Raw genomic sequence first — 24,838 nt, 5'->3', positions numbered from 1 at the left:
GGAGACGAGGCAGGAAGAGGAATGTCCGATGAGGAAATCGCCGCGCCGCCTCAGTGAGCAGGTCCGCGAAACGGTGGGCGAGCAGGTCCGGGATCTGCCGCTGCACGCCGTCCGGCTGGCCATGTTCGGCGTCGGCCGGGCTCTGCTGCTCAGCGACCGGGTGACCCGGGACTACAAGGAGATCACCGAGGGCGGCGGTGTGAAGCCGGTGGCCCTGCGGCTGCGCGACGACGTCCAGCACACGGCCGGGAAGGTCGTCGGGCTGGTCGCCGAGCGCGTCCGCGGTGAGGAGCCCGAGGCCGAGCTCGCGCCCGAGCCCGCGCGCCGCACCAGGACGGCCGCCGCGCGGTCGGCGGCCACCGAGGAGATCTCGGTCGGCAAGCCCGGCGCCGGGGCGGCCCGCAAGCCCGGGCACGCCCGTCCGGGACCGCCGCCGAAGCCCGCCAGGCCGGGGGCGCTGGGCCGGGACCACGCCAAGGCCGAGGGCGGGGCCGCTCCGGTGGCCGAGCCCGCGCCGAAGCCGGTGCCGTCCGAGCCGAAGCCGGAGCCCGCGCCGCAGGCCGAGCCCGCCCCGAGCCCGAAGGCCGCCGAGCCCGCGCCCGCCGAGCCCGCGCCCGCCAAGCCCAAGCCCAAGGCGTCGCCCGCCAAGCCCAAGGCGGCCCAGGCTCCGGAGGGCAAGGCGCCGGAGAAGAAGGCTCCGGCGGCGAAGGCCGGGAAGAAGGCCGACGAGGCCGCCTTCGAGCCGAAGCCGGAGGCCAAGCCCGCCGCGCAGGCGGAGGCCGCGCACATCGCCGAGGATCTGCCGGTGCCCGACTACGACAGCGCCACGCTGCCGCAGCTGCGGGCCCGCCTTCGCGGCCTGTCCGCCGACCAGGTGAAGCTCCTGCGCGAGTACGAGCGCAAGCACGCCGGTCGTGAGGACGTCATCCGCATGTACGAGCGCCGCATCGCCAAGCTCAACGGCCTCACCTGAGCCGCCGCAGGCCGAGCGGTACGACACGACGGAAGCCCCCGGGAGCGCCCGGGGGCTTCCGTCGTCGCAGGGTCAGGCCGCCGCGGGGGCGTCCTGGAACGCGTGGTCGGCGTCGACCCGCTCCAGCGGCTCCAGGTGGCGGCGGCGCACCGCGAGGATGCCGATCGCGACGGCGCAGCAGGCCGCGCCGACCAAGTACGGCAGGCTCGCGTCGACCTCCTCCGCGAGCTTCGTCGCGATGTACGGGGCGAGGGCGCCGCCCATCCAGCGGACGAAGTTGTACCCGGCGGACGCGACGGGCCGCGGGCTGTCGGAGACCTCCATGGCGGCCTCGGTGAACGCGGTGTTGTTCAGCCCGATCGGGATGCCGGACAGGACGGTGCAGACGATGATCCCGTCGTGCCCGAGGAACGCCAGCCCGAGCTGGAACACGATCAGCAGCGCCAGCGCGAGGTGCATGACCCGGACGGTCCCGACGCGCCGCTGCAGCAGGGGCGCGCCGAACACCGACGCCAGCGCGACCATCACGCCCCAGCCGAAGAACACCAGGCCGATGCCGTGCGCGCTCATCCCGAGGACGAACGGGGTGAAGGCCAGGACGGTGAAGAACGCGTAGTTGTAGAACAGCGCGGTGAACGCGGTGGTGGACAGGCCGCCGTGCGCGAGGGCCCGGATCGGCGCGCTCAGGCGGGTCTTCTCGGCGGGCTTCGGCGTGGGCCTGAGCAGCGTGACGATCAGGAGGAAGCCGACCGCCATGAGCGCGGCGGTGCCGAAGAAGGGGAACCGCCAGTTCATGTCGCCGAGCAGGGCGCCGGCGAGCGGGCCGAGCGAGATGCCGATGCCGAGCGCCGCCTCGTACAGGATGATCGCCGACTCGGCCCCGCCCGAGGCCGCGCCCACGATGACGGCGAGCGCCGTGGCGACGAACAGGGCGTTGCCGAGGCCCCAGCCGGCGCGGAATCCGACGAGCTGCCCGACGGTCCCGGACGTCCCGGCGAGGGCGGCGAACGTTACGACGAGCGCGAGGCCGATGAGCAGCGTCCTCTTCCCGCCGATCCGGCTGGACACCCAGCCGGTGACCAGCATCGCCACCGCGGTGATCAGGAAGTAGCTGGTGAACAGCAGGGACACCTGGCTCGCCGAGGCGTCCAGGTTCTTCGCGATCGCGGGCAGGATCGGGTCGACGAGGCCGATGCCCATGAAGGCGACGACCGCGGCGAAGGCGGTCGCCCACACCGACGTCGGCTGCCTGAGGATGCCGCCGCCCTTCGGGGTCGCCGAGGGCTTCGCGTGCATGGGTACCTCCGTGTGCTGGTTCAGGGTGCGCCGAAGAGCTTGTCGAGGGCGGGCAGCGCCGCGGCGACCGCCGCGCGCTCCTCGTCCGTCAGCTCCGCGAACCGCTCGGCGAGGAAGCCGATCCGGCGCTCGCGCCCGGCGGCCAGCCGGTCGCGTCCCGCCCCGGTGAGCCGGGCGGTGACGACGCGGGCGTCGGCGCCGCTCCGGCCGCGCGCGACGAGCCCGTCGCGTTCGAGCCGGTTGATCTGCGCCGTCATGGTCGGCAGCCGGACGCCGTGCTCGGCGGCCAGCTCGGTCATCCGCCGCGGCCCGTGCTCCAGGGAGCCGAGCACGGACAGCTGCTGGCTGGTGATCGGCTGGTCGGCGCTGACCTGACGGAGCATCAGCACCACGTGGCGCAGGCGCCGGTTGAGCTGCTCGGCGAGCTCGCGTTCGGATGCGGTCACGGTTTCTCCTCGAAATTACTTAGTCAGTCTAAGTTAGCTTGGCTAAGATTGACGCCTCGACGGCATGTCTCTTCGGTCACACGGATTCTGCCGGGACCGGCGGCGCGCGGCTCGGGGGGCGCGGGCCGCGCCGTAGGCTGCCTGCATGGCGATGGAGACCACGGCCGAATCCCCGGTTCCGGTTCGCACCGTGCTTCAGGCGGTGAGCGGGTGGATCGGCAGGCTCGGCCGCATCTGGGTGGAGGGGCAGATCACCGACCTCAACGCCCGCGGCGGCACGGTCTACATGACGCTGCGCGACCCGGTGGCGAACATGTCGGTGCGGGTGGTCGGCCCGCGCGCGGTGTTCGAGGCCGCCGGGCCCGCGGTCACCGACGGGGCCCGCGTCGTCGTGCACGCCAAGCCCGACTTCTGGATCAACCGCGGGACGTTCTCGCTCAGCGTGCTGGAGATCAGGCCGGTCGGCGTCGGCGAGCTGCTGGCCCGGCTGGAGCGGCTCAAGCGGGTACTGGCCTCCGAGGGGCTGTTCCGGCCCGAGCGCAAGCGCCCGCTGCCCTTCCTGCCCGGCCGGATCGGGCTGATCTGCGGGCGAGACTCCGACGCCGAGCACGACGTCCTGGAGAACGCGCGGCGGCGGTGGCCGGCGGTGGCGTTCCGGGTGGAGAACACCGCGGTGCAGGGCTCGTACGCGGTCGGCGAGGTGATGGAGGCGCTGCGCGCGCTGGACGCCGATCCCGAGATCGACGTGATCATCATCGCGCGCGGCGGCGGGGCGATGGAGGACCTGCTGCCGTTCTCCGACGAGGCCCTCGTCCGCGCGGTCCACGCCGCCCGCACGCCCGTCGTGAGCGCGATCGGGCACGAGCAGGACAGCCCGCTCCTGGACCTGGTCGCCGACGTCCGGGCCTCCACCCCGACCGACGCCGCGAAGAGGGCCGTGCCGGACGTGCGCGAGCAGCTCCAGCTCGTCCGGCAGCTGCGCGACCGCGGGCGGCGGTGCCTGTCCGGCGCGGTGGAGCGCGAGCTGGCGTGGCTGCGCTCGGTGCGCTCACGGCCCGCGCTGGCCGACCCGGTGCGGGAGATCGAGCGGCAGTCCGAGCAGGTCGCGGCGCTGCGCGACCGGGCGCGCCGGTGCCTGTCGGCGGCGCTGGACCGGGCCGGGGACGAGCTCGGGCACACCCGCGCCCGGCTGGTCGCCCTCTCCCCCGCCGCGACGCTGGAGCGCGGCTACGCGATCGTCCAGCGGGAGGACGCGTCGGTGGTGCGGGAGTCGGCGTCGGTCAAGGACGGCGAGCGCCTGCACGTGCGGCTCGCCGACGGGCGCCTCGGCGTGAGCGTGACCGGCCGGGAATGAACCGCGAGTCGCCGCCCGGGGAACGGGACGTCCCCCGGGGGATGAGAGGGTGGGCCGGTGGCTGACGAGAACGGGACGGCCGAGAAGCCGTCGTACGAGCAGGCGCGGGACGAGCTGGCCGACGTCGTCAAGCGGCTGGAGGCGGGCGGCCTGACGCTGGAGGAGTCGCTCGGCCTGTGGGAGCGGGGCGAGAGGCTCGCCGCCGTCTGCGAGGAGTGGCTGGAGGGCGCCCGCGCCCGGCTGGCCGCGGCGCTCGAGCGGCCGGACGGCGGCGACGCGGCCGCCCCGTTCTGAGGCGGCGCGCGGCCCGCGCCGAGGCTCAGGAGGCCGGCGTGGCCGTCGCCGAAGGGGCCGGGCCGCCGTTCTTCGACTGCTCCTTGAGCGACCCGGCCAGGACGGCCAGCTCCGCGTAGGAGGCGGTGCCGGTGACCACGATGCTGACCCCGTCCGGAAGCGTCCGGGCGAGGGAGTTGGCCTTCTTGTCCTTGCGGTAGTACTTGGTCCAGGTGACGCCGTTCACCTGCTGCGTCCCGACCGGCCGGCTGCTGTTGGCCATGCGCGGGACGTACTGCGAGGCCTTCTCGTTGCTCTGCTCCAGCGCCGCGTACTCGTCGCTGGGCGTCACGAACCCCAGGTGCCAGGCGACGGGGCCCTTGCCGTCGGCGTCCAGGCCGTTCACCCGCGAGCTGTTGGGACGCCAGGTGGGGGGCAGCCCCTCGGGCGCGTGGACGGTGTAGGGCGCGTCGTTGCGCATCGCCCACAGCTGCGAGCTGTAGTCGACGGTCGGCAGGACCTCCTCGTCGCTGCGCGGCGTGACGACGTAGATCGCCAGCACGAGCAGCAGGCAGGCGCCCATCGCCATGGCGAAGCCGCCGAGCCCCGTGGTCAGCCGCTTGTACACGCCGGGGCTCACCTCGACCACGGGCCGTCCCGTGGGGGCCGCCGGCTCGGGCCGTTCCCGCGCGGCGTCCGTCTCGGGCCCGCCGGCGGGCGCGTCCGGCGCGGGTCCCGCCTGCTCGGTTTCCGGGGCGGAGGATGGGGTCTTGTCGGTCACCCCTCCAGGATCCCCCACCCTCAGCGCTGCTCCGTACCGGGGTTGCGGATCGTGCCGACGATGACCATGATCTTGTCGGCCAGGCGGCGGGCGGCGTCCTCGTCGTCCAGCAGCGAGATCTCCGAGACCGCGCCCGCCATCGCGCCCGTCAGCACCGTGACCAGGGCCTCGTCGACGCCGCCGTCGGCGGTGTGGAACAGGGCGGCGTTGCGGCGGGCCCACTTGTTCAGGCGCTGGCGCATGACCCGGTCGAACCCGGGAGGCCCGTCGCCGGAGATGAACAGCCGGGCGACGTCCCGCTCGTCCAGGCAGCCGTTGAGGTAGGCGCCCGCGCCGGCGATGAACTGCCGCATGGGGTCCTTCTCGCCGGCCTCGCGGACGGCGCTGATCGCCTCGCGGGTGCGCTCCTGCTGGCGTCCCTGGAAGTCCTCGAACAGCGTCAGGTAGAGGTCCGCCTTGCCGTTGAAGTGGTGGTAGAGGCTCCCCACGCTGGCGCCGGCCTTGGCGACGATGTCGGTCACCGCGGCCTGGGCGAAGCCGGACTGGCAGAAGACGTCTCTGGCCGCGGCCAGCAGGGCGCCGCGGGTGGCGGCCCCGCGGTCGGAGGTCCGCGCGGGGCCGTCCGCGGGCCGCGCGCCCCCGTTCTGGGTCACCCCGCCGGACGGGACGTCGATGTCGCTGCTCATGACGCCTGAGATTACGCCCTCTCCCAGGGGGAAACGATCCCTTGTCCGTGCCGTGGTGGTTTCCGGTGCTCGTTCCGCCCGCGCCAGGACACCTGATCGACCCCGTGCCCGGAAGGCCCGCGGCCCGGCTGGTCTGGTCCAATTTGTGGCCTGCCATCCGGTCCACGGAGAATCCGAGGCACCACCGACCGAAGGGGCTGCCCCGCCATGTCCGAAGAGACCACCGTTTCCTCCCCCCTCACCACCGAGCCGTCGGCTCCGGACCGCAACCTCGCGATGGAGCTGGTCCGGGTGACCGAGGCCGCCGCCATGGCCGCCGCGCGCTGGGTCGGCCGGGGGGACAAGAACGGCGCCGACGGGGCCGCCGTGAACGCGATGCGCCAGCTGATCAACACCGTGTCCATGCGGGGCGTCGTCGTGATCGGCGAGGGCGAGAAGGACAACGCGCCGATGCTGTACAACGGCGAGGAGGTCGGGGACGGCTCCGGCGCCGAGTGCGACGTCGCCGTCGACCCGGTGGACGGCACCCGGCTGACCGCGCTCGGCATGAACAACGCGATCGCGGTGCTGTCGGTGGCGCCGCGCGGGTCGATGTTCGACCCGTCGGCGGTGTTCTACATGGAGAAGCTGGTGACCGGCCCGGAGGCGGCCGACGTCGTCGACATCGAGCGCCCGATCGCCGACAACATCCGCGCGATCGCCCGCGCCAAGGGCTCCTCGCCGCACGACGTGACGGTGTGCATCCTGGACCGGCCGCGGCACGAGGGCATCGTCAAGGAGGTCCGGGAGGCCGGGGCGCGGATCAAGTTCATCCTGGACGGCGACGTGGCCGGCGCGATCATGGCGTCCCGGCCGGGCACCGGCGTCGACCTGCTGCTCGGCATCGGCGGCACCCCGGAGGGCATCATCGCCGCGTGCGCGATCAAGGCGCTCGGCGGGGTGATCCAGGGCCGGCTGTGGCCGCAGGACGACGAGGAGCGGCGGAAGGCCGCCGACGCGGGCCACGAGCCGGGCCGGGTGCTCACCACCGACGACCTGGTGACCTCCGACGACGTGTTCTTCGCCGCGACCGGCATCACCGACGGCGAGCTGGTCGACGGCGTCCGCTACAGCAAGGGCACGGCGGTCACGCACTCGCTGGTCATGCGGTCGCGCAGCGGCACCATCCGGACGATCTCCAGCGAGCACCAGCTGAGCAAGCTGCGCGCCTACAGCGCGATCAACTTCGACACGGCGGTGTAGGGCGGCGGGCCCCGCGGGCCTACCGGCCGCGGGTGAGGCGGTTGCGGACGCGGCTGCGCAGCGAGGGCTTCGGGGCCCGCGCCCGCACCGACCCGAAGATCAGCGTGCCTCCCACCTCGATGGTCGGGCCCTCGGCCGCGGGACGGGCCCGCAGGTCGCGGGTGCTGAGGATGGTGCGCCCCGTGACGTCCACGCGGACGCCCTCGGGGACCAGCAGCCGGATGCGGCCGCCGAGCACCAGCGAGTCGACGACGATGTGCCGGCGCTGCAGGACGGCCTCGCGCAGGTCGAGCTCGACCGTCCCGAACAGGGCCAGGAGCGGGAGCTTGACCGGGACGACCCAGCGCCCGTCCCGCCGGGTGCGGCCGAAGAAGACCGAGACCGGGCGGTCGTCCACGAGGATGGGCTGCGCCTCCTCGGGGCTGAGGTCGCCGGTGAGCCCCGTCAGCTCGCCCAGGGTGCGGGCGGCGTAGGCGCGGGAAACGCGCTCGGAGTGCTCCTCGATGGTGAGCCGCCCGTCCGCGAGGGCCTCGCCCAGGACGGCGGCGACGCGTTCCCGGTCGGCGTCGGACGCGCGCAGGTCGCGCACGTTGGTGACCTTCTCGGCCGCCGGGCGATGGGGGAGGTCCACAGGGAAGAGGGTATCCCCCGGCGGGGACGGCCCCGCGGGAAAACGGGTGGGGATTCGTCCCTCCCTTACCTAGTGTGAGGGGTATGACCTTGCATCGTGCCGAGATCGCGCCTGCCCACGAGGGCACCGGCACGGCGGCGATCAGCCTCCGCGGCGTCGTGAAGCGGTTCGGCGGCTTCACCGCCGTGGACGGGCTCGACCTCGACGTCCCCTCCGGCATCTGCCTGGGGCTGCTGGGCCCGAACGGCGCCGGCAAGTCGACCACGATGAAGATGCTGACCGCGCAGGCGGTCGCCGACGAGGGCACGATCCGCGTGCTCGGCTTCGACGTGCCCCGGGAGTCCAAGCGCGCGCGGGCGGCGATGGGCGTCGTCCCCCAGCAGGACAACCTCGACGAGGAGCTCACCGCGCGCGAGAACCTGGAGGTGTTCGCGCACCTGTACCGGGTGCCGCGCAAGGCGCGGCGCGAGGCGGTGGACGCCGCGCTGGCGATCGCGCACCTCACCGAGCGGCAGCTGACCAGGGTGGACGGCCTGTCCGGGGGAATGCGGCGGCGGCTGCTGATCGCCCGCGGGCTCGTGCACCGCCCCGCGCTCGTCCTGCTGGACGAGCCGACCGTGGGCCTCGACCCGCAGGTGCGGGCCGAGCTTTGGGGCCTGATCGACGGGCTGCGCGCCGGCGGCACGACCGTGCTGATGTCGACGCACTACATCGAGGAGGCCGAGCGCCTCGCCGACGAGTGCGCGCTGATGTCGCACGGCAGGGTCATCGCGCGGGGCACGCCGTCGGCGCTGGTGGCCGAGTACGCGGGCGAGCGGGTCGTCGAGCACTACGGGCCGCCGGACCGGCTGACGGAGGTGGAGCGGGTCGCGCGGGCGGCCGGGCTGCCGACGCGCCGCACCGGCCCCTCGGTGTCGGTGCTGAAGGCCGAGACCATCGCGCCCTCACTGGAGGACGAACTCGGCCCGGACGGCGTCCGCCGGGCCTCCAACCTCGAAGACGTGTTCGTGGTGCTGACCGGGGAGCGTGTGGAGTGACCGTCCAGGCGGAAGCGGCGACGGCGGAGCGGGCGCCGCGTCTGCGGCGGTTCGAGGCGGCGCCGGTCCGGGGGATCTGGCGCCACGAGCTGGCCCTCTACAAGCGGTACTGGAAGTCGCAGTCGTTCGCCTCGATGGTGGAGCCGACGTTCTTCCTGCTGGCCTTCGGCTACGGGTTCGGCTCGATGGTCGCGGTGATCGGCGACTACCGGTACCTGGACTTCGTCGCGACCGGCGTCGTCGGGACCGCGGCGCTGTTCACCTCGGTGTTCCCGGGGATGTTCAACGGCTACATCAGGCGGGTGTTCCAGCACACCTACGACGCGATGCTCGCCGCGCCCGTGGACGTGCACGAGCTCGTGACGGGCGAGGCGCTGTGGATCGCGGCCAAGTCGGCGGTGTACTCGTGCACCCCGCTCGTCGTGGCGCTGTTCTTCGGCCTCGACCCGTCCCCCGGGATGCTGCTGGTGCCGTTCGTGACGTTCTTCACCGCGCTCGGCTTCGGCCTCTTCGGCATGTGGACGTCGTCGGTGGTGCCGTCGATCAACTCGTTCGACTACGTGATCACCGGTGTGGTGACGCCGCTGTTCCTGATCGCCGGGACGTTCTTCCCCATCGACGCGCTGCCCGGCTGGGCGCAGAAGGTCTCCCACCTCAACCCGCTGTACCACTGCGTGCAGCTGGTCAGGGACGCGGTGTTCGGCCTGCACCCGCTCGCCGACCTCGGCCACCTCGGCGCGCTGGTGGTGTTCGCCGCGCTGATGTGGATCATCGCCGTGCGGGGGATGCGCAGGCGCCTCATCGGCTGACGGTCCCCGCCCATTGACCTGGGGCGTCCCCTGTCCCTACGCTGACGCGAATCTTCTTCACATTGCGTCCGTTCACGGTGCGCAGCCAGAGAGGTCGGGGCGCATGAGCGAGGGCACCACCGCCCGGGACCGCCGGGCCCGGTTCGCCGCGTACACGGCGTTCGCCGTCCAGGGGCTCTGCTTCGCCTCGCTGGTGACGCAGGTGCCGAAGATGCAGGAGTCGCACCACCTCAGCGACGCCACGCTGTCGCTGGTGCTGCTCATGGTGCCGCTGGTCGCGGGCGTGGGGAGCGTCGCGTCCGGCGCGCTGTTCCAGCGGCTCGGCAGCGCCCCGGTGCTGCGCGTCTCCCAGCCCGCCGTGGCCGTCACGATCGCCCTGATCGGCCTCACCGGCGACAACGACCCCGCCCTCTACGTGACCGTCGCCGCCTTCGGCCTCTTCGTCGGCGCGGTGGACGCCTCGATGAACGCCCAGGCGATCGCCGTCGAGCGCCGGTACGGGATCAGCCTGATCACCGGGTTCTACGCGGTGTGGAGCGTCGCGGGGATCCTCGGCGGCCTGTGGGCGTCCCTCGCCAACAGGCTGGACCTGTCGCTGTTCACCGGCTTCGCCATCGCCGCCGCCGTCGGCGTGGCCGCCTCGCTCGCCACCGGCGGCCGCCTCTACCACCGCGCCGAGGAGGGGGACGGCCCCACCGCCGAGGAGCTGAAGGCCGCCGGGCGCAGCGTCCCGTGGCGCCCGATCCTGGTCGTGGGCGCCGCGATGGCCGTCGCCTACCTGGCCGACTCGGCGATCTCCAGCTACGGCGCCAAGTACCTGGACGACGAGCTGTCCGCGAGCGACTGGGTCGCCCCGCTCGGCTACGTCGCCTACCAGGTCACCATGGTCGTCAGCCGCGCCGTCGCCGACCTCGCCGTCCGCCGCTCGGGGGCCGTCAGGGTGGTGCGGATCGGCGGCCTGGTCGGCGTCCTCGGCATGGCCGGCGTGGTCGCCGCGCCCAACGCGGCCGTCGCCATCGCCGCGTTCGCGGTCGCCGGGCTCGGCCTGAGCGTGATCGCCCCGGTGTCCTTCTCCGCCGCCGGACGCGTCGACCCGACCGGTCTCGGCGTCGCCGTCGCCCGGGTCAACATCTTCAACTACGTCGGCTTCGTCCTCGGCGCCGCCGTGGTCGGGGCCATCGCCCCGCTCAGCGCCGACCACGGCCTGCGCATCGCGTTCATCGTCCCCACGGCCCTGATCCTGGTCGTCTTCGCCACCGCGAAGGGCTTCGCTGTGTCTTCCCAGGTGGGCGACCCCCTGGAACCCCCGTTGCGAGCCGGGCGATCCTCACGCCACGATCCGGGCTCCCGTGCCCGTGCGGGTTCATGACGTGTCGCTCCGGTAGCGGGTACGACCAGCCGCACCGGGGGTTCCAGGGGCGCCCCCCTGGGAAGGCACTGCTCACGCGTCTTCGGCCAGGGCCGTGACGGCGCGCTCGCCTTCCGTCTGGGCCTCCTCGGGAGACATGTCCTTCAGGGCTTGGCTGAGCGCCACTTCGGCGGCGTCGGCCGCGGCCCGGAGCGTCACGGCGTGCTCCTGCGCCCGTTCGAGGTCGCCCAGACCGACACAGTCGAAGGCCACCTGCGCGTCGTGGCCGGCCATCTTCAACTGCCGCGCGGCCTCTTCCAGACTCATGCATACCTCCTACACCGGGGATGCTGTTCTTACCCTCCATCACCGTGAGCAACCGCTTGACCCAGCAGTTGCGCGGCTTTGACCAGGCGCGGCTCCGGGAGGCCCGCGTAGCCCAGGACGAGCGCGGGGGGCGCCTCCTCGGCGCGGCGGGGCGACCACATGGCGCGGGCGCCCGCGACCGACACCCCGGCCCGCGCCGCGCGCTCCACGACTCCGTCCTCGTCGCACCCGCCCGGCAGTTCCACGTAGAGGTGGATGCCCGCTGAGACGCCGTGAACCCTGGCGCCGGGCAGGTTCTCGGCGAGCGCGCCGGCGAGGGCGTCCCGCCGGGCCCGGTACCGCCTCCGCATGGTGCGCAGATGCCGGTCGTAGCCGCCGCCACGCAGGAACTCGGTCAGCGCGTACTGCTCCAGGACGGGCGCGCCGAGGTCGGTGTTGGTGCGGTGCTCCCGCAGGCCCTCGGCGAGGAACGGCGGCGCGAGGGCCCAGCCGAGGCGCAGGGCGGGGGCGAGCGACTTGCTGACCGAGCCGAGGAGGACGACCCGGTCGGGGTCGACGCCCTGGAGGCAGCCGACGGGGTCGCGGTCGTAGCGGAACTCGGCGTCGTAGTCGTCCTCCAGGACGACGCCGTCCGCGTCGCGCGCCCAGGCGATCAGCGCGGCGCGCCGCGCCGGGGACAGCACGACGCCGGTCGGGTACTGGTGCGCGGGCGTCACGAGCACGGCGCGGGCCTGGGTGCGGGCGAGCGCCGCGACGTCCAGGCCCTCCTCGTCCACCGGGACGCGGACGAGGCGGACCCCGGCGGCGGCCAGCATCGGCAGCTGCCGGACGCTGGTGGGGTCCTCGACGGCGAGCGCGGTGTGGCCGTCGGAGCGCAGCTGGCCGAGCAGGCCCGACAGGCCCTGCGCCACCCCGTTCATGATCACGATCCGGCCGGGGTCGGCGTGCGCGGCGCGCACCCGGCCGAGGTAGGACGCGAGCTCGGCCCGCAGGTCCGGGACGCCGGCCGGGTCGGGGTAGGCGAGCGCGTCGTGCGGCAGCGTGCGCAGCGCGGTGCGGGCGGCGGCGATCCAGCGCTCGCGGGGGAACGCCGAGAGGTCGGGCTGCCCGGGCGTCAGGTCGTACAGGACGGCCGGTTCCGTCCGTGGCTCGGCCGGGCGGGGCGGCGGCCCGGGCGGCGGCCCGATCTCCTCGTCGGGGCGGGCCAGCGGCGCGATGCGGGTGCCGTCGCCGCGCCGGGCGATCAGGAAGCCCTCGGCGGTGAGCTGCTCGTAGGCGGTGACGACGACACCGCGGGAGACGTCCAGGTCACGGGCCAGATCGCGGCTCGACGGCAGCCGGGTCCCGGCGGTCAGCCGGCCGGAGCGCACCGCCGCGCGGAAGCCCGCGGCGATCTGCGCGGCCAGCCGCCCGGCGGACCGGTCGAGAGAAAGATGAAGGTCGGTCACATGACTCTCAGCGTCAAGGGGCGGTGTGGACGTCACGGAGAGGGTATTGGTCCGCGTTCGGGGGGATTGATTGGCTCTGTCCCATGGACCAACCGCGCCCTAGCGTTCGGTCCATGAACACCTCCCACAGGCGCGGCATGGCGGGGGCCGGGGCCGCGATGTCCCTCGTCGGCACGCTGACGGCCGTCTCGGCGACCATCTCCGGCTATCCCGTCTTCGGCGGCCAGGCGGTCCGGTACGCCGCGGCCGCGCTGGTCCTGCTCGTCGTGGCGCGCCTCGCCGGAGGGCCCGCCCGCCGCCCCTCCGCCCGCGACTGGCTGCTGCTGACGGCCCTGGCGGGGACCGGACTGGTGGCGTTCAACGTCTGCATCGTGCTGGCCACCCGGGACACCAGCCCGGCCACCGTCGGCACGGTGATCGCGACGGTCCCGATCGTGCTGGCGGTGGTCGGGCCGCTGCTGGACGGCCGCCGCCCCGCCCCGGCGATCATCGCGGCGGCCTGCGTGGTGGCGGCGGGGGCCGCGCTCGCGAACGGCTTCGGGGGCGGTGGCGTCCGCGGGCTGCTGCTCTCGCTCGGCGCCCTCGGCGGCGAGGTGGGCTTCTCGCTGCTGGCCGTGCCGCTGCTGCCGCGCCTCGGACCGCTGCGGGTCTCCGCCTACTCCGCCGCGCTGGCCGTCCCGATGCTGCTGGCGGCCGGCCTGGTCGCGGACGGGACGGCGCTGCTGCGCGTCCCGACGGCCGGCGAGCTGGCCGGCTTCGCCTACCTGTCGATCGTCGTCACCACGATCGCGTTCCTGCTCTGGTACGACGCGATCGGGCGGCTCGGGGCGGACCGCGCCGGGCTGTGCGCGGGCCTGATCCCGATCAGCGCGGTGGTCACGACCGTCGCGCTCGGCCTCGACCGGCCGGGACCGGCCGATCTGGCGGGCGCCGTCCTGGTCGCCGCGGGCGTCGCGGTGGGCCTGCGCGCCCGGGTCGCCCCCCGTGGGCCCGCGCCCGCCGAGCCCGTAACCTGTGAGGCGGCCCCCATCGGAATCGCGCGAGGATCTGCCTGAGATGCCTGACTTCTCCCACACCGACCTGCTTCCGCTCGGCCCGGACGAGACCGACTACCGGCTCCTGACCTCCGACGGGGTCTCGACGTTCGAAGCGAACGGGCGGACGTTCCTGCAGGTCGAGCCGGAGGCCCTGCGGCTGCTCACCGAGACGGCCATGCGCGACATCGCCCACCTGCTGCGTCCGGCGCACCTGGCGCAGCTCCGCCGGATCCTGGACGACCCCGAGGCGTCCCCCAACGACCGGTTCGTCGCGCTGGACCTGCTGAAGAACGCGGGCATCGCGTCCGGCGGCGTCCTGCCGATGTGCCAGGACACCGGCACCGCGATCGTCATGGGCAAGCGCGGCCAGCACGTCCTGACGGACGGCGACGACGAGAGGCACATCTCGCGCGGGGTGTACGACGCCTACACGAAGCTGAACCTGCGCTACTCGCAGATGGCGCCCGTGACGATGTGGGACGAGAAGAACACCGGCTCCAACCTGCCCGCGCAGATCGAGCTGTACGCGACGCCCGGCGACGCCTACAAGTTCCTGTTCATGGCCAAGGGCGGCGGCAGCGCCAACAAGTCGTTCCTCTTCCAGGAGACCAAGGCCGTCCTGAACCCCAAGCGGATGATGTCCTTCCTGGAGGAGAAGATCCGCTCGCTCGGCACGGCCGCGTGCCCGCCGTACCACCTGGCGATCGTCGTGGGCGGCACGTCCGCCGAGTACGCGCTGAAGACCGCCAAGTACGCCTCGGCCCACTACCTGGACGCGATGCCCACCGAGGGCTCGCCGCTCGGGCACGGGTTCCGCGACCTGGAGCTGGAGCTCCAGGTGTTCGAGCTGACGCAGAAGCTCGGGATCGGGGCGCAGTTCGGCGGCAAGTACTTCTGCCACGACGTGCGGGTGATCCGGCTGCCGCGGCACGGCGCGTCCTGCCCGGTCGCGATCGCCGTCTCGTGCAGCGCCGACCGGCAGGCCCTCGCCAAGATCACCGCGGAGGGCGTGTTCCTGGAGCGGCTGGAGACCGACCCCGCCCAGTACCTGCCCGACACCACCGGCGAGCACCTGGACGACGACGTCGTCGCCATCGATCTCAACCGCCCGATGGCGGAGATCCGCGCCGAGCTGACCCGGTACCCGGTCCGGACGCGGCTGTCGCTGACCGGCCCGCTCGTCGTGGCGCGCGACATCGCGCACGCCAAGATCAAGGAGCGGCTGGACGCGGGCGAGCCGATGCCGCAGTACCTGCGCGACCACGCCGTCTACTACGCGGGCCCGGCCAAGACGCCCGAGGGCTACGCGTCGGGCTCGTTCGGCCCGACCACGGCCGGCCGGATGGACTCCTACGTCGAGCAGTTCCAGGCCGCGGGCGGCTCGCTGGTCATGCTGGCCAAGGGCAACCGGTCCAAGCAGGTCACCGACGCCTGCAAGGAGCACGGCGGCTTCTACCTCGGCTCGATCGGCGGCCCGGCGGCGCGGCTCGCGCAGGACTGCATCAAGAAGGTCGAGGTCCTGGAGTACCCGGAGCTCGGCATGGAGGCCGTCTGGAAGATCGAGGTCGAGGACTTCCCGGCCTTCATCGTGGTGGACGACAAGGGCGAGGACTTCTTCGCCGACACCACCGGACCCGTCCTCAGCATCGGCAGGCGCTGACCTCCGGCGGCGGCCGGCGGCCCCCGCCCGGGGCCGCCGGGAGGCGGTCCCCCGCGGTTTCTTGTCGCAAGGTCACAGTATTGGGCCAAAATTCGCGTTGGTGATGAAGTCTCCCCGATGACCGGCTGGCCACTCCGGTATCTTTTCCGCCATGTCACAGTCAGAGCGCCTCGTGCTAGCGACGCGCTACCGGCTGGTCTCGGAGATAGGTCAGGGCGCCAACGGCACGGTGTGGAGGGGGCACGACGAGCTCCTCGACCGCGCTGTCGCGATCAAGGAACTGCGGATCCCCGACAACCTCGCCGAGGACGACCGGGTGCTCTTCTACCGCCGTACCCTCCGGGAGGCGCGCGCGCCCGCGCAGCTGCGCACGCACTCCATCGTCGAGGTCTACGACGTGGTCATCGAGCAGGGCCGTCCCTGGATCGTGATGGAGATGATCGAGGCGCCCAGCCTCGAACAGCTCATCGAGCGCTCGGGCCCGCTGCCGCCCGAGCGCGTCGGGCACATCGGCCGCGCCCTGCTGGACGCCCTCAACACCGCGCACAAGGCCGGGATCGTGCACCGCGACCTGAAGCCGAGCAACGTGCTCCTGGACGGCGACCGCGTCGTCCTCACCGACTTCGGGCTCGCGTTCTCCTCGGGTTCGGCGAGCCTCACCGCGACGGGCCACTTCATGGGGTCGCCCGCGTACGTGGCGCCCGAGGTCGCCGCCGGGGAGAAGGCGACCCCGCGGTCCGACCTGTGGTCGCTCGGCGCGACGCTGTACGCGGCGCTGGAGGGCCGCCCGCCGTTCGAGCGCGAGAACGTCATGGCGACGCTGTCGGCGCTGGCCAACGAGTCGACCCCCGCCCCGCAGAACGCCGGCGCGCTCGCGCCCGTCATTACCGGGCTGCTGGAGAAGAACCCCACCCGGCGGCTCAGCCACGCCCGCGCGGTCGACCGGCTCGAACGGGCCATGGCGGGCCCGCGCTCGGGCCGCCGCGCGCCGACCCCCCGCTACCGGCTGATGGTCGTGATCGGGCTCATCGGCGCGACCGTCGCCTCCTGCGGCATCGGCGCCACCGCCCTCATCGTCGGCATGATGCGGGAGAGCCCCGGCCCCTCCCCCACCGCCGGCGCGTCCACCCCGGCGAGCACGACCCAGGCCGCCGCGCCGCCCGGCGCCGCGACCAGCACGCTCGTCGTCCGGGCCCGCACCGACTCCTGCAAGATCTTCGTGTCGGTCCCGGGGGCCGCGATGACGGTGCTCAGCGACGAGACGCTGCGCATGGGCGAGGCGCGCCGGTACGACCAGCCGCGCATCAACGCGGTCGTCTACGACGCGTCCGCGTGCGACGTCTGGGTGAACGGGCGGCAGAAGCCGGCGGGCAGGCCGGGCGAGCGGCAGAACTACACGCTGAACAAGGAGTGATCCGCGCCTCACGCGGGAATGCGTGACCCCACTGACAGGGCTGCCCTTTTCAGGCGGCGACCGACGGCGGCGGCCGCCGGAGTCGAGTGGGAGGCGTTCCATGGGCGAGCAGGAGTTCCGGGTCGAGCACGACTCGATGGGCGAGGTCCGGGTTCCGGCCGCGGCCAAGTGGCGGGCCCAGACGCAGCGCGCGGTGGAGAACTTCCCGATCTCCGGACGGACGCTGGAGGCCGCGCACATCGCCGCGCTCGGCCAGATCAAGGCCGCCGCGGCGGTCGTCAACGCCGAGCTGGGCGTCCTCGACGAGGACCTCGCCGGCGCCATCGCCGAGGCCGCCCGCGAGGTCGCCGCCGGGCGGTGGGACGACCAGTTCCCGATCGACGTGTTCCAGACCGGCTCGGGGACGTCGTCCAACATGAACGCCAACGAGGTCGTGGCGACGCTGGCGCAGGAGCGGCTCGGCCGCCCCGTCCATCCCAACGACCACGTGAACGCCTCCCAGTCGTCCAACGACGTGTTCCCCTCGTCCATCCACGTCGCGGCCACCGGGGCCGTCGTGAACGAGCTGATCCCCGCGCTGCGGCATCTGGAGGCCGCGCTCGCCCGCAAGGCCGAGGAGTTCGCGACCGTCGTCAAGTCCGGCCGCACCCACCTGATGGACGCGACGCCGGTGACCCTCGGGCAGGAGTTCGGGGGGTACGCCGCGCAGGCCGGGCACGGCGTGGAACGGCTGGAGGCCGTGCTGCCGCGGCTGGCGGAGCTCCCGCTCGGCGGGACGGCCGTCGGCACCGGCATCAACACCCCCGAGGGCTTCGCCGCCCGCACCGTCGCCGAGCTCGCCCGGGCCACCGGACTGCCGCTCACCGAGGCCCGCGACCACTTCGAGGCGCAGGGCGCGCGCGACGGCCTGGTGGAGGCCAGCGGCGCGCTGCGCACGATCGCGGTGAGCCTCACCAAGATCGCCAACGATCTGCGCTGGATGGGGTCGGGGCCGCGCGCCGGGCTCGCCGAGATCCGGCTGCCCGACCTGCAGCCGGGCTCGTCGATCATGCCGGGGAAGGTGAACCCGGTGATCCCCGAGGCGGTGGCGCAGGTCGCCGCGCAGGTCATCGGCAACGACGCGGCGGTGGCGTTCGGCGGCGCGTCCGGCAGCTTCGAGCTGAACGTGATGCTGCCGATGCTGGCCCGCAACGTGCTGGAGTCGATCACCCTGCTGGCGAACGCGTCCCGGCTGCTGGCCGACCGCTGCGTGGACGGCGTCGAGGCCGACGAGGAGCGGATGCGCGAGTACGCCGAGTCCTCACCGTCGATCGTGACGCCGCTGAACCGCTACCTCGGGTACGAGGAGGCCGCGAAGGTCGCCAAGCAGGCGCTCCGGGAGCGCCGGACGATCCGCGAGGTCGTGCTGGAGCGCGGCCACGTCGAGGCGGGCAGACTGACCGTCGAGCAGCTGGACGAGGCGCTCGACGTGCTGCGGATGACCGGCGCGGCCCGCCGCTGAGGCGGGCGGCGCCCGCCCCGGACGCCCCGCGCGTCCCAGGCGCCGCGCAGGGCGGCCGGGACGCGCCGGGGCGGATCAGTACCAGCCGACGGACTGCGAGTGCGACCACGCGCCGCACGGCGTGCCGTAGCGGTTCTTGATGTAGCCGAGCCCCCACTTGATCTGGGTGGTGGGGTTGTTCCGCCAGTCGGGTCCCGCGCTGGCCATCTTGTCGCCGGGAAGGGCCTGCGGAACTCCGTACGCGCCCGAGGAGGGGTTGGACGCGTGGACGTTCCAGTGGCTCTCCTTGTTCCACAGGTTGACCAGGCAGCCGAACTGGCCGCTGCCGGTGAAGCCGTAGCTCGGCATCAGCCGCTTGGCGATCGCCTGCGCCTCGCCTGCGGGGACCGGGTCGCCCGTCGGGCCGCCGCCGCTGCCGCCGGTCTTCTTCGGCTCCGGCGTCTTGGTCGGGATCGGCTTGCCCTTGGGGAGCAGGGACGGGCCCTTCTTGCCCCCGTCCTGGCGCGTCGCGCGGGAGGCCCGCTCCAGCGCCAGCTTCTTGCGCTGCTGCTCCAGCACCTTCGGATCGATCTTCGGCACGGCGGCGTCGGCGAGCTGCCGGGTGGGCTCGACGGTCTGGGGGCCCTCGTCGCCGGAGCCGCCGGTCAGCGCGAACGCGGCGACCGCACCGCCGCCGTGCAGGACGGCGGCGCCCGCGGCGACCACCGCGATCCGCACGCCGTTGCGCCCGCCGGAGGCCTCCTTGCGCCCGGCGGGACCGCCCTTGCGGGCGCCGGATCCGCCCTTGCGACCGGCCCGGCGGGGTCCGCCCGGCCCGGAGGAGATCTCGTCGGCGGGGCCGCCGGCGGAGACGCCGGTGCGCGGCGGCTCCTGGAGGGGCTGGAGTCCGAGCGTGTCCCCCGCGGGGACGCCCGCACGGGGCCCGGTGCCGGCGACGCGCACGTCGTCCTCGTGCGGCGCCTCGGGCCCCTCGGGGGAGGGGCCGGGCGGCTGCGCCGGGCCGGAGCTCTGTCGATCGTCTCGCCTAGGGGACCCGGAACGGTCTCCGAACAAGGCGGTCCTTCCGACGGTCGCACGCGCATGGACACGCGCACGAACTGTTTTCCACCCCGGTCCGGGACTGCCGCCGGTTGCTCCGGCGGCCTCGGACCCGGGACGGCGCCCCGCCCGCCGCGCGCGTCGATAGGGGGGCGCGCTCCGGGCCGGCACCGCTCTGGGGGTGCTTACGGGGAGACACAATGCCCCAGGCCGAGGGCTGCTTCGCAACCAAAACGAGACGAATGCGGCCGACAGGACGATTGTCAACCCCGCCCGGCAAGTACCGAAAACACGGACGGACCTGCGGTTCTCCCCTCACATCGGAGAGAGTGTGACCTTCACCACATTCCTACCCTGCGGGGTTTAATGATCACCCTCCGTAGGAATGTCCACGGCGTTCTGAGACGCGAGGACCCCGGCGGCCGTCACCGGTCCGCCGGGGTCCTCTCTCGTCCGGGTCAGACCCCGACGTCGCCGAGCATGTCGGTCACGAGCGCCGCGATCGGCGAGCGCTCCGACCTGGTCAGCGTCACGTGCGCGAACAGCGGGTGGCCCTTCAGGCGCTCCACCACGGCCGCGACGCCGTCGTGCCTGCCGACGCGCAGGTTGTCGCGCTGCGCCACGTCGTGGGTCAGCACCACCCGCGACCCCGCGCCGATCCGCGACAGGACGGTGAGCAGCACGCCGCGCTCCAGCGACTGCGCCTCGTCCACGATCACGAACGCGTCGTGCAGCGACCGGCCCCGGATGTGGGTGAGCGGCAGGACCTCCAACATGTCACGGTCCACCACCTCGTCCACGACCTCCGGCGTCGTCACCGCCGAGAGGGTGTCGTAGACCGCCTGCGCCCATGGCGACATCTTCTCGCCCTCCGAGCCCGGCAGGTATCCGAGCTCCTGGCCGCCGACCGCGTACAGGGGGCGGAACACCACGACCTTGCGGTGCCGCCGCCGCTCCAGCACGGCCTCCAGCCCCGCGCAGAGGGCGAGCGCCGACTTGCCGGTGCCGGCCCGCCCGCCGAGCGAGACGATGCCGACGTCCTCGTCCATCAGCAGGTCCAGCGCGATCCGCTGCTCGGCGGACCGGCCGCGCAGCCCGAACACCTCGCGGTCGCCGCGCACCAGCCGCACCGACTTGTCCGGCTGGACGCGGCCGAGGGCCGATCCGCGCTCGGACAGCAGCCGCAGCCCCGTGTGGCAGGGCAGGTCCCGCGCCTCCTCCAGATCGGCGCTCCCCGACTCGTACAGCTCCTCGACGGCCCCGGCGGTGACCTCCAGCTCGCGCATCCCGGTCCAGCCGGACTCCACGACGGCCAGCTCCGCGCGGTACTCCTCGGCGGCGAGCCCCACCGCGGACGCCTTCACCCGCATCGGCAGGTCCTTGGAGACCAGCACGACGTCGCGTCCCTCACGGGCCAGCCAGGCGGCCACCGACAGGATCCGGGTGTCGTTGTCGCCGAGCCGGAACCCGTCCGGCAGGACGCTCGGGTCGGCGTGGTTCAGCTCGACGCGGAGCGTTCCGCCCTGGTCGCCGAGCGCCCCCTCGACCGAGACCGGCTCGTCCAGCCGGCCGTGCCGCAGGCGCAGGTCGTCCAGCGTGCGCAGCGCCTGCCGGGCGAAGTAGCCGAGCTCGGGGTGGTGCCGCTTGGCCTCCAGTTCGGAGATGACGACGATGGGGAGTACGACCTCGTGCTCGGCGAACCGCGTCATCGCTCCCGGATCGGCGAGCAGCACGCTGGTGTCGAGGACGTACGTGCGCCGGTCCGGTTCCCTGCCGGGAGCGGCGCCCCCGCGGTCTCCAGAGGTCTCCGGAACAGAGGTCCCGGACGGGATCCCGGCGGACGTGCCGGGACGGCGCGCGGAGGTTGTGGCCACTCGATCTCCCTGGATATGGGGGAACTGCCGGTGGCGCGCAGGTCCGCCCGCGCAGGGGCGGTGGTCCTCAGTGGACGGTCAGGTACCGTAGCGCCGGTGCCGCGCGGCATAGGAGCGGATGGCCCGCAGGAAGTCCACCTTGCGGAAGTCCGGCCAATGGACCTCGCAGAAGTAGAACTCCGAGTGGGCGCTCTGCCAGAGCATGAAACCGGAGAGACGCTGCTCCCCCGAGGTGCGGATGACCAGGTCCGGATCCGGCTGGCCGCGCGTGTAGAGATGCTCCGCGATGTGCTCCACGTCGAGGACCTCGGCGAGTTCCTCGATGCTGGTGCCACGACTCGCCTGCTCGATGAGCAGAGAGCGCACCGCATCAGCGATCTCACGCCTACCTCCATACCCAACCGCGACGTTCACAATCAGGCCGGGTGCGCTCGATGTGGCCTCTCCCGCATCTTTCAGGACGCGGGCCGTCTTATCGGGCAGCAGGTCGAGGGCGCCGACGGGCTTGACGTGCCAGCCGTCGGCGGCGAGCTTGCGGACGGTGTTCTCGATGATCGCCAGCAGCGGTTCGAGCTGGTCGGCGGGCCGGTTGAGGTTGTCGGTCGACAGCAGCCACAGCGTGACGTGCTCGACCCCCGCCTCGGCGCTCCACTGGAGCAGCTCGGAGATCTTCTGGGCGCCGCGCTGGTGCCCGGAGTTGACGTCGGCCAGCCCCATCGACCTGGCCCAACGCCGGTTGCCGTCGAGGATCACGCCGACGTGCCGGGGGGTGACGTCGGTGGGCAGATCGGCCTCGACGCGCCGCTCGTACATCCGGTAGACGGCGTCGCGGACGGCCGCGTACGGGCCGCTGCGGCGGAGGGCCGAGACCAGCCGCCCTCCCTCGGAGGGGCGCCGGCGCACGCCGTCCCTTCGCGCGCCGCGCGTCCTCCTGGTGCGCGGCTCTCCCGTACGCCGAACCCGCATATGGGCTTCCCTTCGAGCGACCGACCCTGGCGGAAAGTCGCTCAATTATGGCCCGACGGCGACACTTCTCCCACCGTCCCCGTGAGGCCAGGCTAACGCGCGGGAGGCGTCAGGCGGGGCGGATGGCCTGCTCTGGCCCGGTCCGCCTCGGCGAGCAGGTCGGAGAGAAAACGCGCCAGTTCGGCCGACGTGAGGACGGCGCGCACGCCGCGGCCGCCCGCGCCCCACGCCTCGATCACGGCGCGCCGCGCGACCCGCCACCGTCCCGCCGCGGACTGCTGGCGGCCGACCCACATCGATGACGTGCGCAGGGAGCACCGCAGCTCGCCGGTGCTGATCACGTCACCGCGGTCGCGGTAGCGGAACGCGAACAGCTCGGGCTCGCGGGCGGTGTCGCCGGGGACGGGGTCGGGGAAGCGGTCGTCGGGGTCGGGCCAGCGCGCCGCCTGCGGGGACCCGTCGGCCCGTGCGGCGGCGACCCGGGCGGCGAGCCCGGCCAGGAAGTAGCCGCACCGCTCCCCCACCGCCCCGAACGAGTCGCCGTCCCGCCACAGTTCGAGCGTGACCTCGAACGGGGTGCCGCCGCGGTCGAGCGAGGCGATCGGGACCACCGCGAGCGCGGACCCGTCCAGGCAGCGCAGCCCCAGCATCCCGTGCACCTCCCGCCCCCGTCCGGCCCGCTACCCAGGCACAGTAGAGGAGGTCGGCACCATGATCACACCTAGTGATCATTCGGATCGGGTAATGGCCGGCCCGGCCCCGCCCGCCCTCGCGGTCAGGCCTGCGGGCCCGCGGCGCGGGCGCGCTCGACGTGCTGCAGGGCGCTGCGCAGCTCCGACAGCCACTCGTCGGTGTTCTTGCCGACGAGCCGGACGCACCAGGCGAGCGCGTCGCTGCGGCTGCGGGCGACCCCGGCGTCCACGAGCGTGTCGAGGACGCGGCGCTCGGGCTGCCGCAGCCGCGTCATCACCGGCACCGACAGGGTGGTGAACATCTCCCGCTCGCCGTCGCACTCCACGCCCCAGGAGACCTTGCGGCCGAAGCGCTGCTCGGCCTCCCGGGCGATGGCGATCCGCCGGTCGCGGGTGTCGTCGCGGAAGCGCTGGACGTGCCCGGCGACGACGCCCGCGCGCTCGGCGCCGGCCGCCTCGGCCGCCGCGGCGGGGAGGGGCAGCGTGCCGACGACCGCGACCTCCTCGCGGTCGACGACGACCTCGGGCGCGCCCTCGAACCACTCCTCGGGGAGCCGTCCGGTGAACCAGCCGCGGAGCTGCTCCACCGCTTCACTCGTATTCATGTAATCAAAATTACATCCCCCCTCGGGAGATGCGCCAGCCTCCGCACCGATTGACAACCACCACCATTTGATAGTTACTTTCATTTTAGAATGACAGTCAATCGGAGGTGGCGGTCATGACCGAGGGGCACACGCGGCGCTGGCTCGGGCTGGGCGCCCTGGCGCTGAGCATGCTGGCGCTCGGGTTCGACATGACGATCCTCAACGTCGCGCTGACCACGCTGTCGGAGGAGCTGCACGCGGGCACCAGCGCGCTGCAGTGGATCGTGGACTCCTACCTGCTGGTGTTCGGCGCGCTGCTGCTCCCGGCCGGGCTGCTCGGCGACCGGTTCGGCCGCAAGTGGCTGCTGGTGGCCGGCCTCGCCGTCTTCGGCGCCGCCTCGCTCGCCGGGGCGTTCGCGGACGGCTCCGGCGGCGTCGTCGCGGCCCGGGCGTTCATGGGACTCGGCGCGGCGATCGTGACGCCGCTGTCCATGTCGATGCTGCCCGCGATCTTCCCGCCGGAGGAGCGCACCCGCGCCGTCGCGGTCTGGTCGTCGGCGATGGCGCTCGGGCTGCCGCTCGGCCCGCTGCTCGGCGGCTGGCTCCTGGAGAACTTCTGGTGGGGGTCGGTCTTCCTCGTCAACGTGCCGCTCGTGCTCGTCGGCGGCGTCGCGGTGGCGCTGCTGCTGCCCGAGACGCGGGACCCGTCCGCGCCGCGGATCGACGGCGCCGGCTCACTGCTGTCGGCGGCCGGCGTCGTCGCGCTCGTGTACGGGGTCATCGAGGCCCCGGTGCGGGGCTGGGGCGACGCGGTGGTGCTGGCGTCGTTCGCGGTCGCGGCCGTCCTGCTGGCCGGGTTCGTCCTGTGGGAGCGGCGCGCCGCCGCGCCCATGATGGACATGGCGCTGTTCCGCGACCCCCGCTTCACCTGGGCGGTGGTCGCCGCCGTCGCCGCGAACCTGATGATGGCGGGGGCGCTGTTCGTCCTCCCGCAGTACCTGGAGGCCGTCCAGGGCAACGACGTGTTCGGCACGGGGCTGCGGCTGACGCCGATGCTGCTCGGCCTGCTCGCCGGCGGGATCGTCACCGACCGGGTCGCGCACCGCGCCGGGCACAAGCCGATCCTCGTCACCGGACTGCTCGTGCTCGCGGCCGGCTTCGGGTGGGGCGCGCTCACCGGGCCGGGCGACGCCTACTCCGCGACCGTCCCGTGGCTGCTCGTCCTCGGCCTCGGCTGCGGCCTGACCCTCGTCCCGGCGATGGACGCGGTCCTCGCCGCCCTGCCCGCCGCACGGGCCGGACGGGGCTCCGGCCTCGTCCAGACGCTGCGCCAGACGGCCGGGACGCTCGGCGTCGCGGGCCTCGGCAGCCTGCTGTCGGCGCTCTACCGGGACCGCGTGGCCACCGGCGGGCTGCCG

24 protein-coding genes are annotated in these 24,838 nt (G+C 73.5%); 12 read left to right on the top strand and 12 right to left on the bottom strand.

Features of this window, described 5'->3' with window-relative positions; translation table 11 throughout:
• Positions 1 to 28: 28 nt before the first annotated feature.
• On the top strand, positions 29 to 973 hold the full coding sequence (locus ABWI04_RS29335) for a DUF8129 domain-containing protein (protein WP_353834479.1): 945 nt from the start codon (positions 29 to 31) through the stop codon (positions 971 to 973).
• A gap of 72 nt (positions 974 to 1,045) precedes the next feature.
• Here ABWI04_RS29335 and ABWI04_RS29330 read toward each other — a convergent pair whose 3' ends face one another.
• Both ABWI04_RS29330 and ABWI04_RS29325 read right to left on the bottom strand, forming a co-directional pair.
• On the bottom strand, positions 1,046 to 2,269 hold the full coding sequence (locus ABWI04_RS29330; protein ID WP_353834478.1) for an MFS transporter: 1,224 nt from the start codon (positions 2,267 to 2,269) through the stop codon (positions 1,046 to 1,048).
• 20 nt (positions 2,270 to 2,289) lie between these two features.
• Positions 2,290 to 2,715, bottom strand: a complete 426-nt coding sequence (locus ABWI04_RS29325; RefSeq protein WP_353834477.1) for a MarR family winged helix-turn-helix transcriptional regulator — start codon at positions 2,713 to 2,715, stop codon at positions 2,290 to 2,292.
• Between the two features lie 145 nt (positions 2,716 to 2,860).
• Between ABWI04_RS29325 and xseA the strand changes: the two genes are divergently transcribed.
• Together xseA and ABWI04_RS29315 are read left to right on the top strand one after the other, a co-directional pair.
• The gene (gene xseA, locus ABWI04_RS29320; protein WP_353834476.1) at positions 2,861 to 4,069 is read left to right on the top strand and encodes an exodeoxyribonuclease VII large subunit; all 1,209 of its coding nucleotides are present in this window, start codon (positions 2,861 to 2,863) and stop codon (positions 4,067 to 4,069) included.
• 57 nt (positions 4,070 to 4,126) lie between these two features.
• The gene (locus ABWI04_RS29315) at positions 4,127 to 4,363 is read left to right on the top strand and encodes an exodeoxyribonuclease VII small subunit (protein WP_353834475.1); all 237 of its coding nucleotides are present in this window, start codon (positions 4,127 to 4,129) and stop codon (positions 4,361 to 4,363) included.
• A 25-nt stretch (positions 4,364 to 4,388) separates the two neighbouring features.
• Here the strand turns inward: ABWI04_RS29315 and ABWI04_RS29310 are convergent, their stop codons facing one another.
• Entirely contained in the window at positions 4,389 to 5,123 is a 735-nt protein-coding gene (locus ABWI04_RS29310) for a DUF4245 domain-containing protein (protein ID WP_353834474.1), read from the bottom strand.
• A 20-nt stretch (positions 5,124 to 5,143) separates the two neighbouring features.
• A complete protein-coding gene (locus ABWI04_RS29305; RefSeq protein ID WP_345176986.1) occupies positions 5,144 to 5,809 on the bottom strand; it encodes a TetR/AcrR family transcriptional regulator in 666 nt (221 codons plus the stop codon).
• Between the two features lie 207 nt (positions 5,810 to 6,016).
• Between ABWI04_RS29305 and glpX the strand changes: the two genes are divergently transcribed.
• Positions 6,017 to 7,051, top strand: coding sequence for a class II fructose-bisphosphatase (gene glpX / locus ABWI04_RS29300; RefSeq protein WP_345176984.1), 1,035 nt, complete (start codon positions 6,017 to 6,019; stop codon positions 7,049 to 7,051).
• Between the two features lie 19 nt (positions 7,052 to 7,070).
• Here the strand turns inward: glpX and ABWI04_RS29295 are convergent, their stop codons facing one another.
• Entirely contained in the window at positions 7,071 to 7,682 is a 612-nt protein-coding gene (locus ABWI04_RS29295; protein WP_345176982.1) for a DUF1707 SHOCT-like domain-containing protein, read from the bottom strand.
• A gap of 83 nt (positions 7,683 to 7,765) precedes the next feature.
• Here ABWI04_RS29295 and ABWI04_RS29290 point away from each other — a divergent pair, with 83 nt between their 5' ends.
• The 3 genes from ABWI04_RS29290 (at position 7,766) to ABWI04_RS29280 (ending at position 10,897) form a co-directional block, all read left to right on the top strand.
• Positions 7,766 to 8,719: an ABC transporter ATP-binding protein gene (locus ABWI04_RS29290; RefSeq protein ID WP_345176980.1), complete on the top strand. Its 954-nt coding sequence runs from the start codon at positions 7,766 to 7,768 to the stop codon at positions 8,717 to 8,719.
• Positions 8,716 to 9,528, top strand: coding sequence for an ABC transporter permease (locus tag ABWI04_RS29285; RefSeq protein WP_353834473.1), 813 nt, complete (start codon positions 8,716 to 8,718; stop codon positions 9,526 to 9,528). Before ABWI04_RS29290 ends, ABWI04_RS29285 begins: the two co-directional genes overlap by 4 nt.
• Before the next feature lie 103 nt (positions 9,529 to 9,631).
• The gene (locus ABWI04_RS29280; protein ID WP_353834472.1) at positions 9,632 to 10,897 is read left to right on the top strand and encodes an MFS transporter; all 1,266 of its coding nucleotides are present in this window, start codon (positions 9,632 to 9,634) and stop codon (positions 10,895 to 10,897) included.
• 72 nt (positions 10,898 to 10,969) lie between these two features.
• Here the strand turns inward: ABWI04_RS29280 and ABWI04_RS29275 are convergent, their stop codons facing one another.
• Together ABWI04_RS29275 and pdxR are read right to left on the bottom strand one after the other, a co-directional pair.
• Complete coding sequence (locus tag ABWI04_RS29275) at positions 10,970 to 11,203, bottom strand: hypothetical protein (RefSeq protein ID WP_345176975.1); 234 nt, start codon at positions 11,201 to 11,203, stop codon at positions 10,970 to 10,972.
• 29 nt (positions 11,204 to 11,232) lie between these two features.
• Positions 11,233 to 12,651 (bottom strand): MocR-like pyridoxine biosynthesis transcription factor PdxR, encoded by a 1,419-nt coding sequence (gene pdxR, locus ABWI04_RS29270; protein ID WP_353834470.1) that lies wholly within the window; start codon positions 12,649 to 12,651, stop codon positions 11,233 to 11,235.
• A gap of 113 nt (positions 12,652 to 12,764) precedes the next feature.
• On the opposite strand from pdxR, the gene ABWI04_RS29265 reads away from it, so the two are divergent.
• The 4 genes from ABWI04_RS29265 (at position 12,765) to ABWI04_RS29250 (ending at position 18,263) form a co-directional block, all read left to right on the top strand.
• The gene (locus ABWI04_RS29265) at positions 12,765 to 13,706 is read left to right on the top strand and encodes an EamA family transporter (protein ID WP_353834469.1); all 942 of its coding nucleotides are present in this window, start codon (positions 12,765 to 12,767) and stop codon (positions 13,704 to 13,706) included.
• Position 13,707: 1 nt separating this feature from the next.
• Positions 13,708 to 15,348 (top strand): fumarate hydratase, encoded by a 1,641-nt coding sequence (locus ABWI04_RS29260; protein ID WP_353834468.1) that lies wholly within the window; start codon positions 13,708 to 13,710, stop codon positions 15,346 to 15,348.
• A gap of 151 nt (positions 15,349 to 15,499) precedes the next feature.
• On the top strand, positions 15,500 to 16,762 hold the full coding sequence (locus tag ABWI04_RS29255) for a serine/threonine-protein kinase (RefSeq protein ID WP_345176965.1): 1,263 nt from the start codon (positions 15,500 to 15,502) through the stop codon (positions 16,760 to 16,762).
• A 100-nt stretch (positions 16,763 to 16,862) separates the two neighbouring features.
• Positions 16,863 to 18,263 (top strand): class II fumarate hydratase, encoded by a 1,401-nt coding sequence (locus ABWI04_RS29250; protein WP_345176963.1) that lies wholly within the window; start codon positions 16,863 to 16,865, stop codon positions 18,261 to 18,263.
• A 75-nt stretch (positions 18,264 to 18,338) separates the two neighbouring features.
• Here the strand turns inward: ABWI04_RS29250 and ABWI04_RS29245 are convergent, their stop codons facing one another.
• From ABWI04_RS29245 to abmR, 5 genes are all read right to left on the bottom strand, one after another.
• Positions 18,339 to 19,205 carry an aggregation-promoting factor C-terminal-like domain-containing protein gene (locus tag ABWI04_RS29245; protein ID WP_353834467.1) on the bottom strand — a complete coding sequence of 289 codons (867 nt, stop codon included), beginning with the start codon at positions 19,203 to 19,205 and terminating at the stop codon, positions 18,339 to 18,341.
• A 554-nt stretch (positions 19,206 to 19,759) separates the two neighbouring features.
• Complete coding sequence (gene phoH2 / locus ABWI04_RS29240) at positions 19,760 to 21,034, bottom strand: RNA 5'-3' helicase PhoH2 (RefSeq protein ID WP_378188591.1); 1,275 nt, start codon at positions 21,032 to 21,034, stop codon at positions 19,760 to 19,762.
• A 219-nt stretch (positions 21,035 to 21,253) separates the two neighbouring features.
• Positions 21,254 to 22,078, bottom strand: a complete 825-nt coding sequence (locus ABWI04_RS29235; RefSeq protein WP_345176956.1) for an isoprenyl transferase — start codon at positions 22,076 to 22,078, stop codon at positions 21,254 to 21,256.
• Between the two features lie 155 nt (positions 22,079 to 22,233).
• Positions 22,234 to 22,791, bottom strand: a complete 558-nt coding sequence (locus tag ABWI04_RS29230; protein ID WP_345176954.1) for a hypothetical protein — start codon at positions 22,789 to 22,791, stop codon at positions 22,234 to 22,236.
• A 125-nt stretch (positions 22,792 to 22,916) separates the two neighbouring features.
• Positions 22,917 to 23,438 carry an ATP-binding transcription factor AbmR gene (abmR, locus tag ABWI04_RS29225; RefSeq protein WP_353834465.1) on the bottom strand — a complete coding sequence of 174 codons (522 nt, stop codon included), beginning with the start codon at positions 23,436 to 23,438 and terminating at the stop codon, positions 22,917 to 22,919.
• Between the two features lie 116 nt (positions 23,439 to 23,554).
• Between abmR and ABWI04_RS29220 the strand changes: the two genes are divergently transcribed.
• On the top strand, positions 23,555 to 24,838 hold a 1,284-nt coding region (locus ABWI04_RS29220; RefSeq protein WP_353834464.1), incomplete at its 3' end, for a DHA2 family efflux MFS transporter permease subunit.

Origin of the sequence: Actinomadura sp. NPDC000929 (genome assembly GCF_040492065.1) — a bacterium.
Taxonomy (GTDB): domain Bacteria; phylum Actinomycetota; class Actinomycetes; order Streptosporangiales; family Streptosporangiaceae; genus Spirillospora; species Spirillospora verrucosospora.
This window is presented reverse-complemented; position numbering and strand designations above follow the sequence as displayed.

Coding starts and splice junctions, on each gene's coding strand:
- ABWI04_RS29335 (WP_353834479.1), top strand. CDS start 29: ATGAGGAAATCGCCGCGCCGCCTCAGTGAGCAGGTCCGCGAAACGGTG.
- ABWI04_RS29330 (WP_353834478.1), bottom strand. CDS start 2,269: ATGCACGCGAAGCCCTCGGCGACCCCGAAGGGCGGCGGCATCCTCAGG.
- xseA (WP_353834476.1), top strand. CDS start 2,861: ATGGCGATGGAGACCACGGCCGAATCCCCGGTTCCGGTTCGCACCGTG.
- ABWI04_RS29305 (WP_345176986.1), bottom strand. CDS start 5,809: ATGAGCAGCGACATCGACGTCCCGTCCGGCGGGGTGACCCAGAACGGG.
- glpX (WP_345176984.1), top strand. CDS start 6,017: ATGTCCGAAGAGACCACCGTTTCCTCCCCCCTCACCACCGAGCCGTCG.
- ABWI04_RS29290 (WP_345176980.1), top strand. CDS start 7,766: ATGACCTTGCATCGTGCCGAGATCGCGCCTGCCCACGAGGGCACCGGC.
- ABWI04_RS29280 (WP_353834472.1), top strand. CDS start 9,632: ATGAGCGAGGGCACCACCGCCCGGGACCGCCGGGCCCGGTTCGCCGCG.
- ABWI04_RS29275 (WP_345176975.1), bottom strand. CDS start 11,203: ATGAGTCTGGAAGAGGCCGCGCGGCAGTTGAAGATGGCCGGCCACGAC.
- ABWI04_RS29265 (WP_353834469.1), top strand. CDS start 12,765: ATGAACACCTCCCACAGGCGCGGCATGGCGGGGGCCGGGGCCGCGATG.
- ABWI04_RS29260 (WP_353834468.1), top strand. CDS start 13,708: ATGCCTGACTTCTCCCACACCGACCTGCTTCCGCTCGGCCCGGACGAG.
- ABWI04_RS29255 (WP_345176965.1), top strand. CDS start 15,500: ATGTCACAGTCAGAGCGCCTCGTGCTAGCGACGCGCTACCGGCTGGTC.
- ABWI04_RS29250 (WP_345176963.1), top strand. CDS start 16,863: ATGGGCGAGCAGGAGTTCCGGGTCGAGCACGACTCGATGGGCGAGGTC.
- ABWI04_RS29230 (WP_345176954.1), bottom strand. CDS start 22,791: ATGCTGGGGCTGCGCTGCCTGGACGGGTCCGCGCTCGCGGTGGTCCCG.
- abmR (WP_353834465.1), bottom strand. CDS start 23,438: ATGAATACGAGTGAAGCGGTGGAGCAGCTCCGCGGCTGGTTCACCGGA.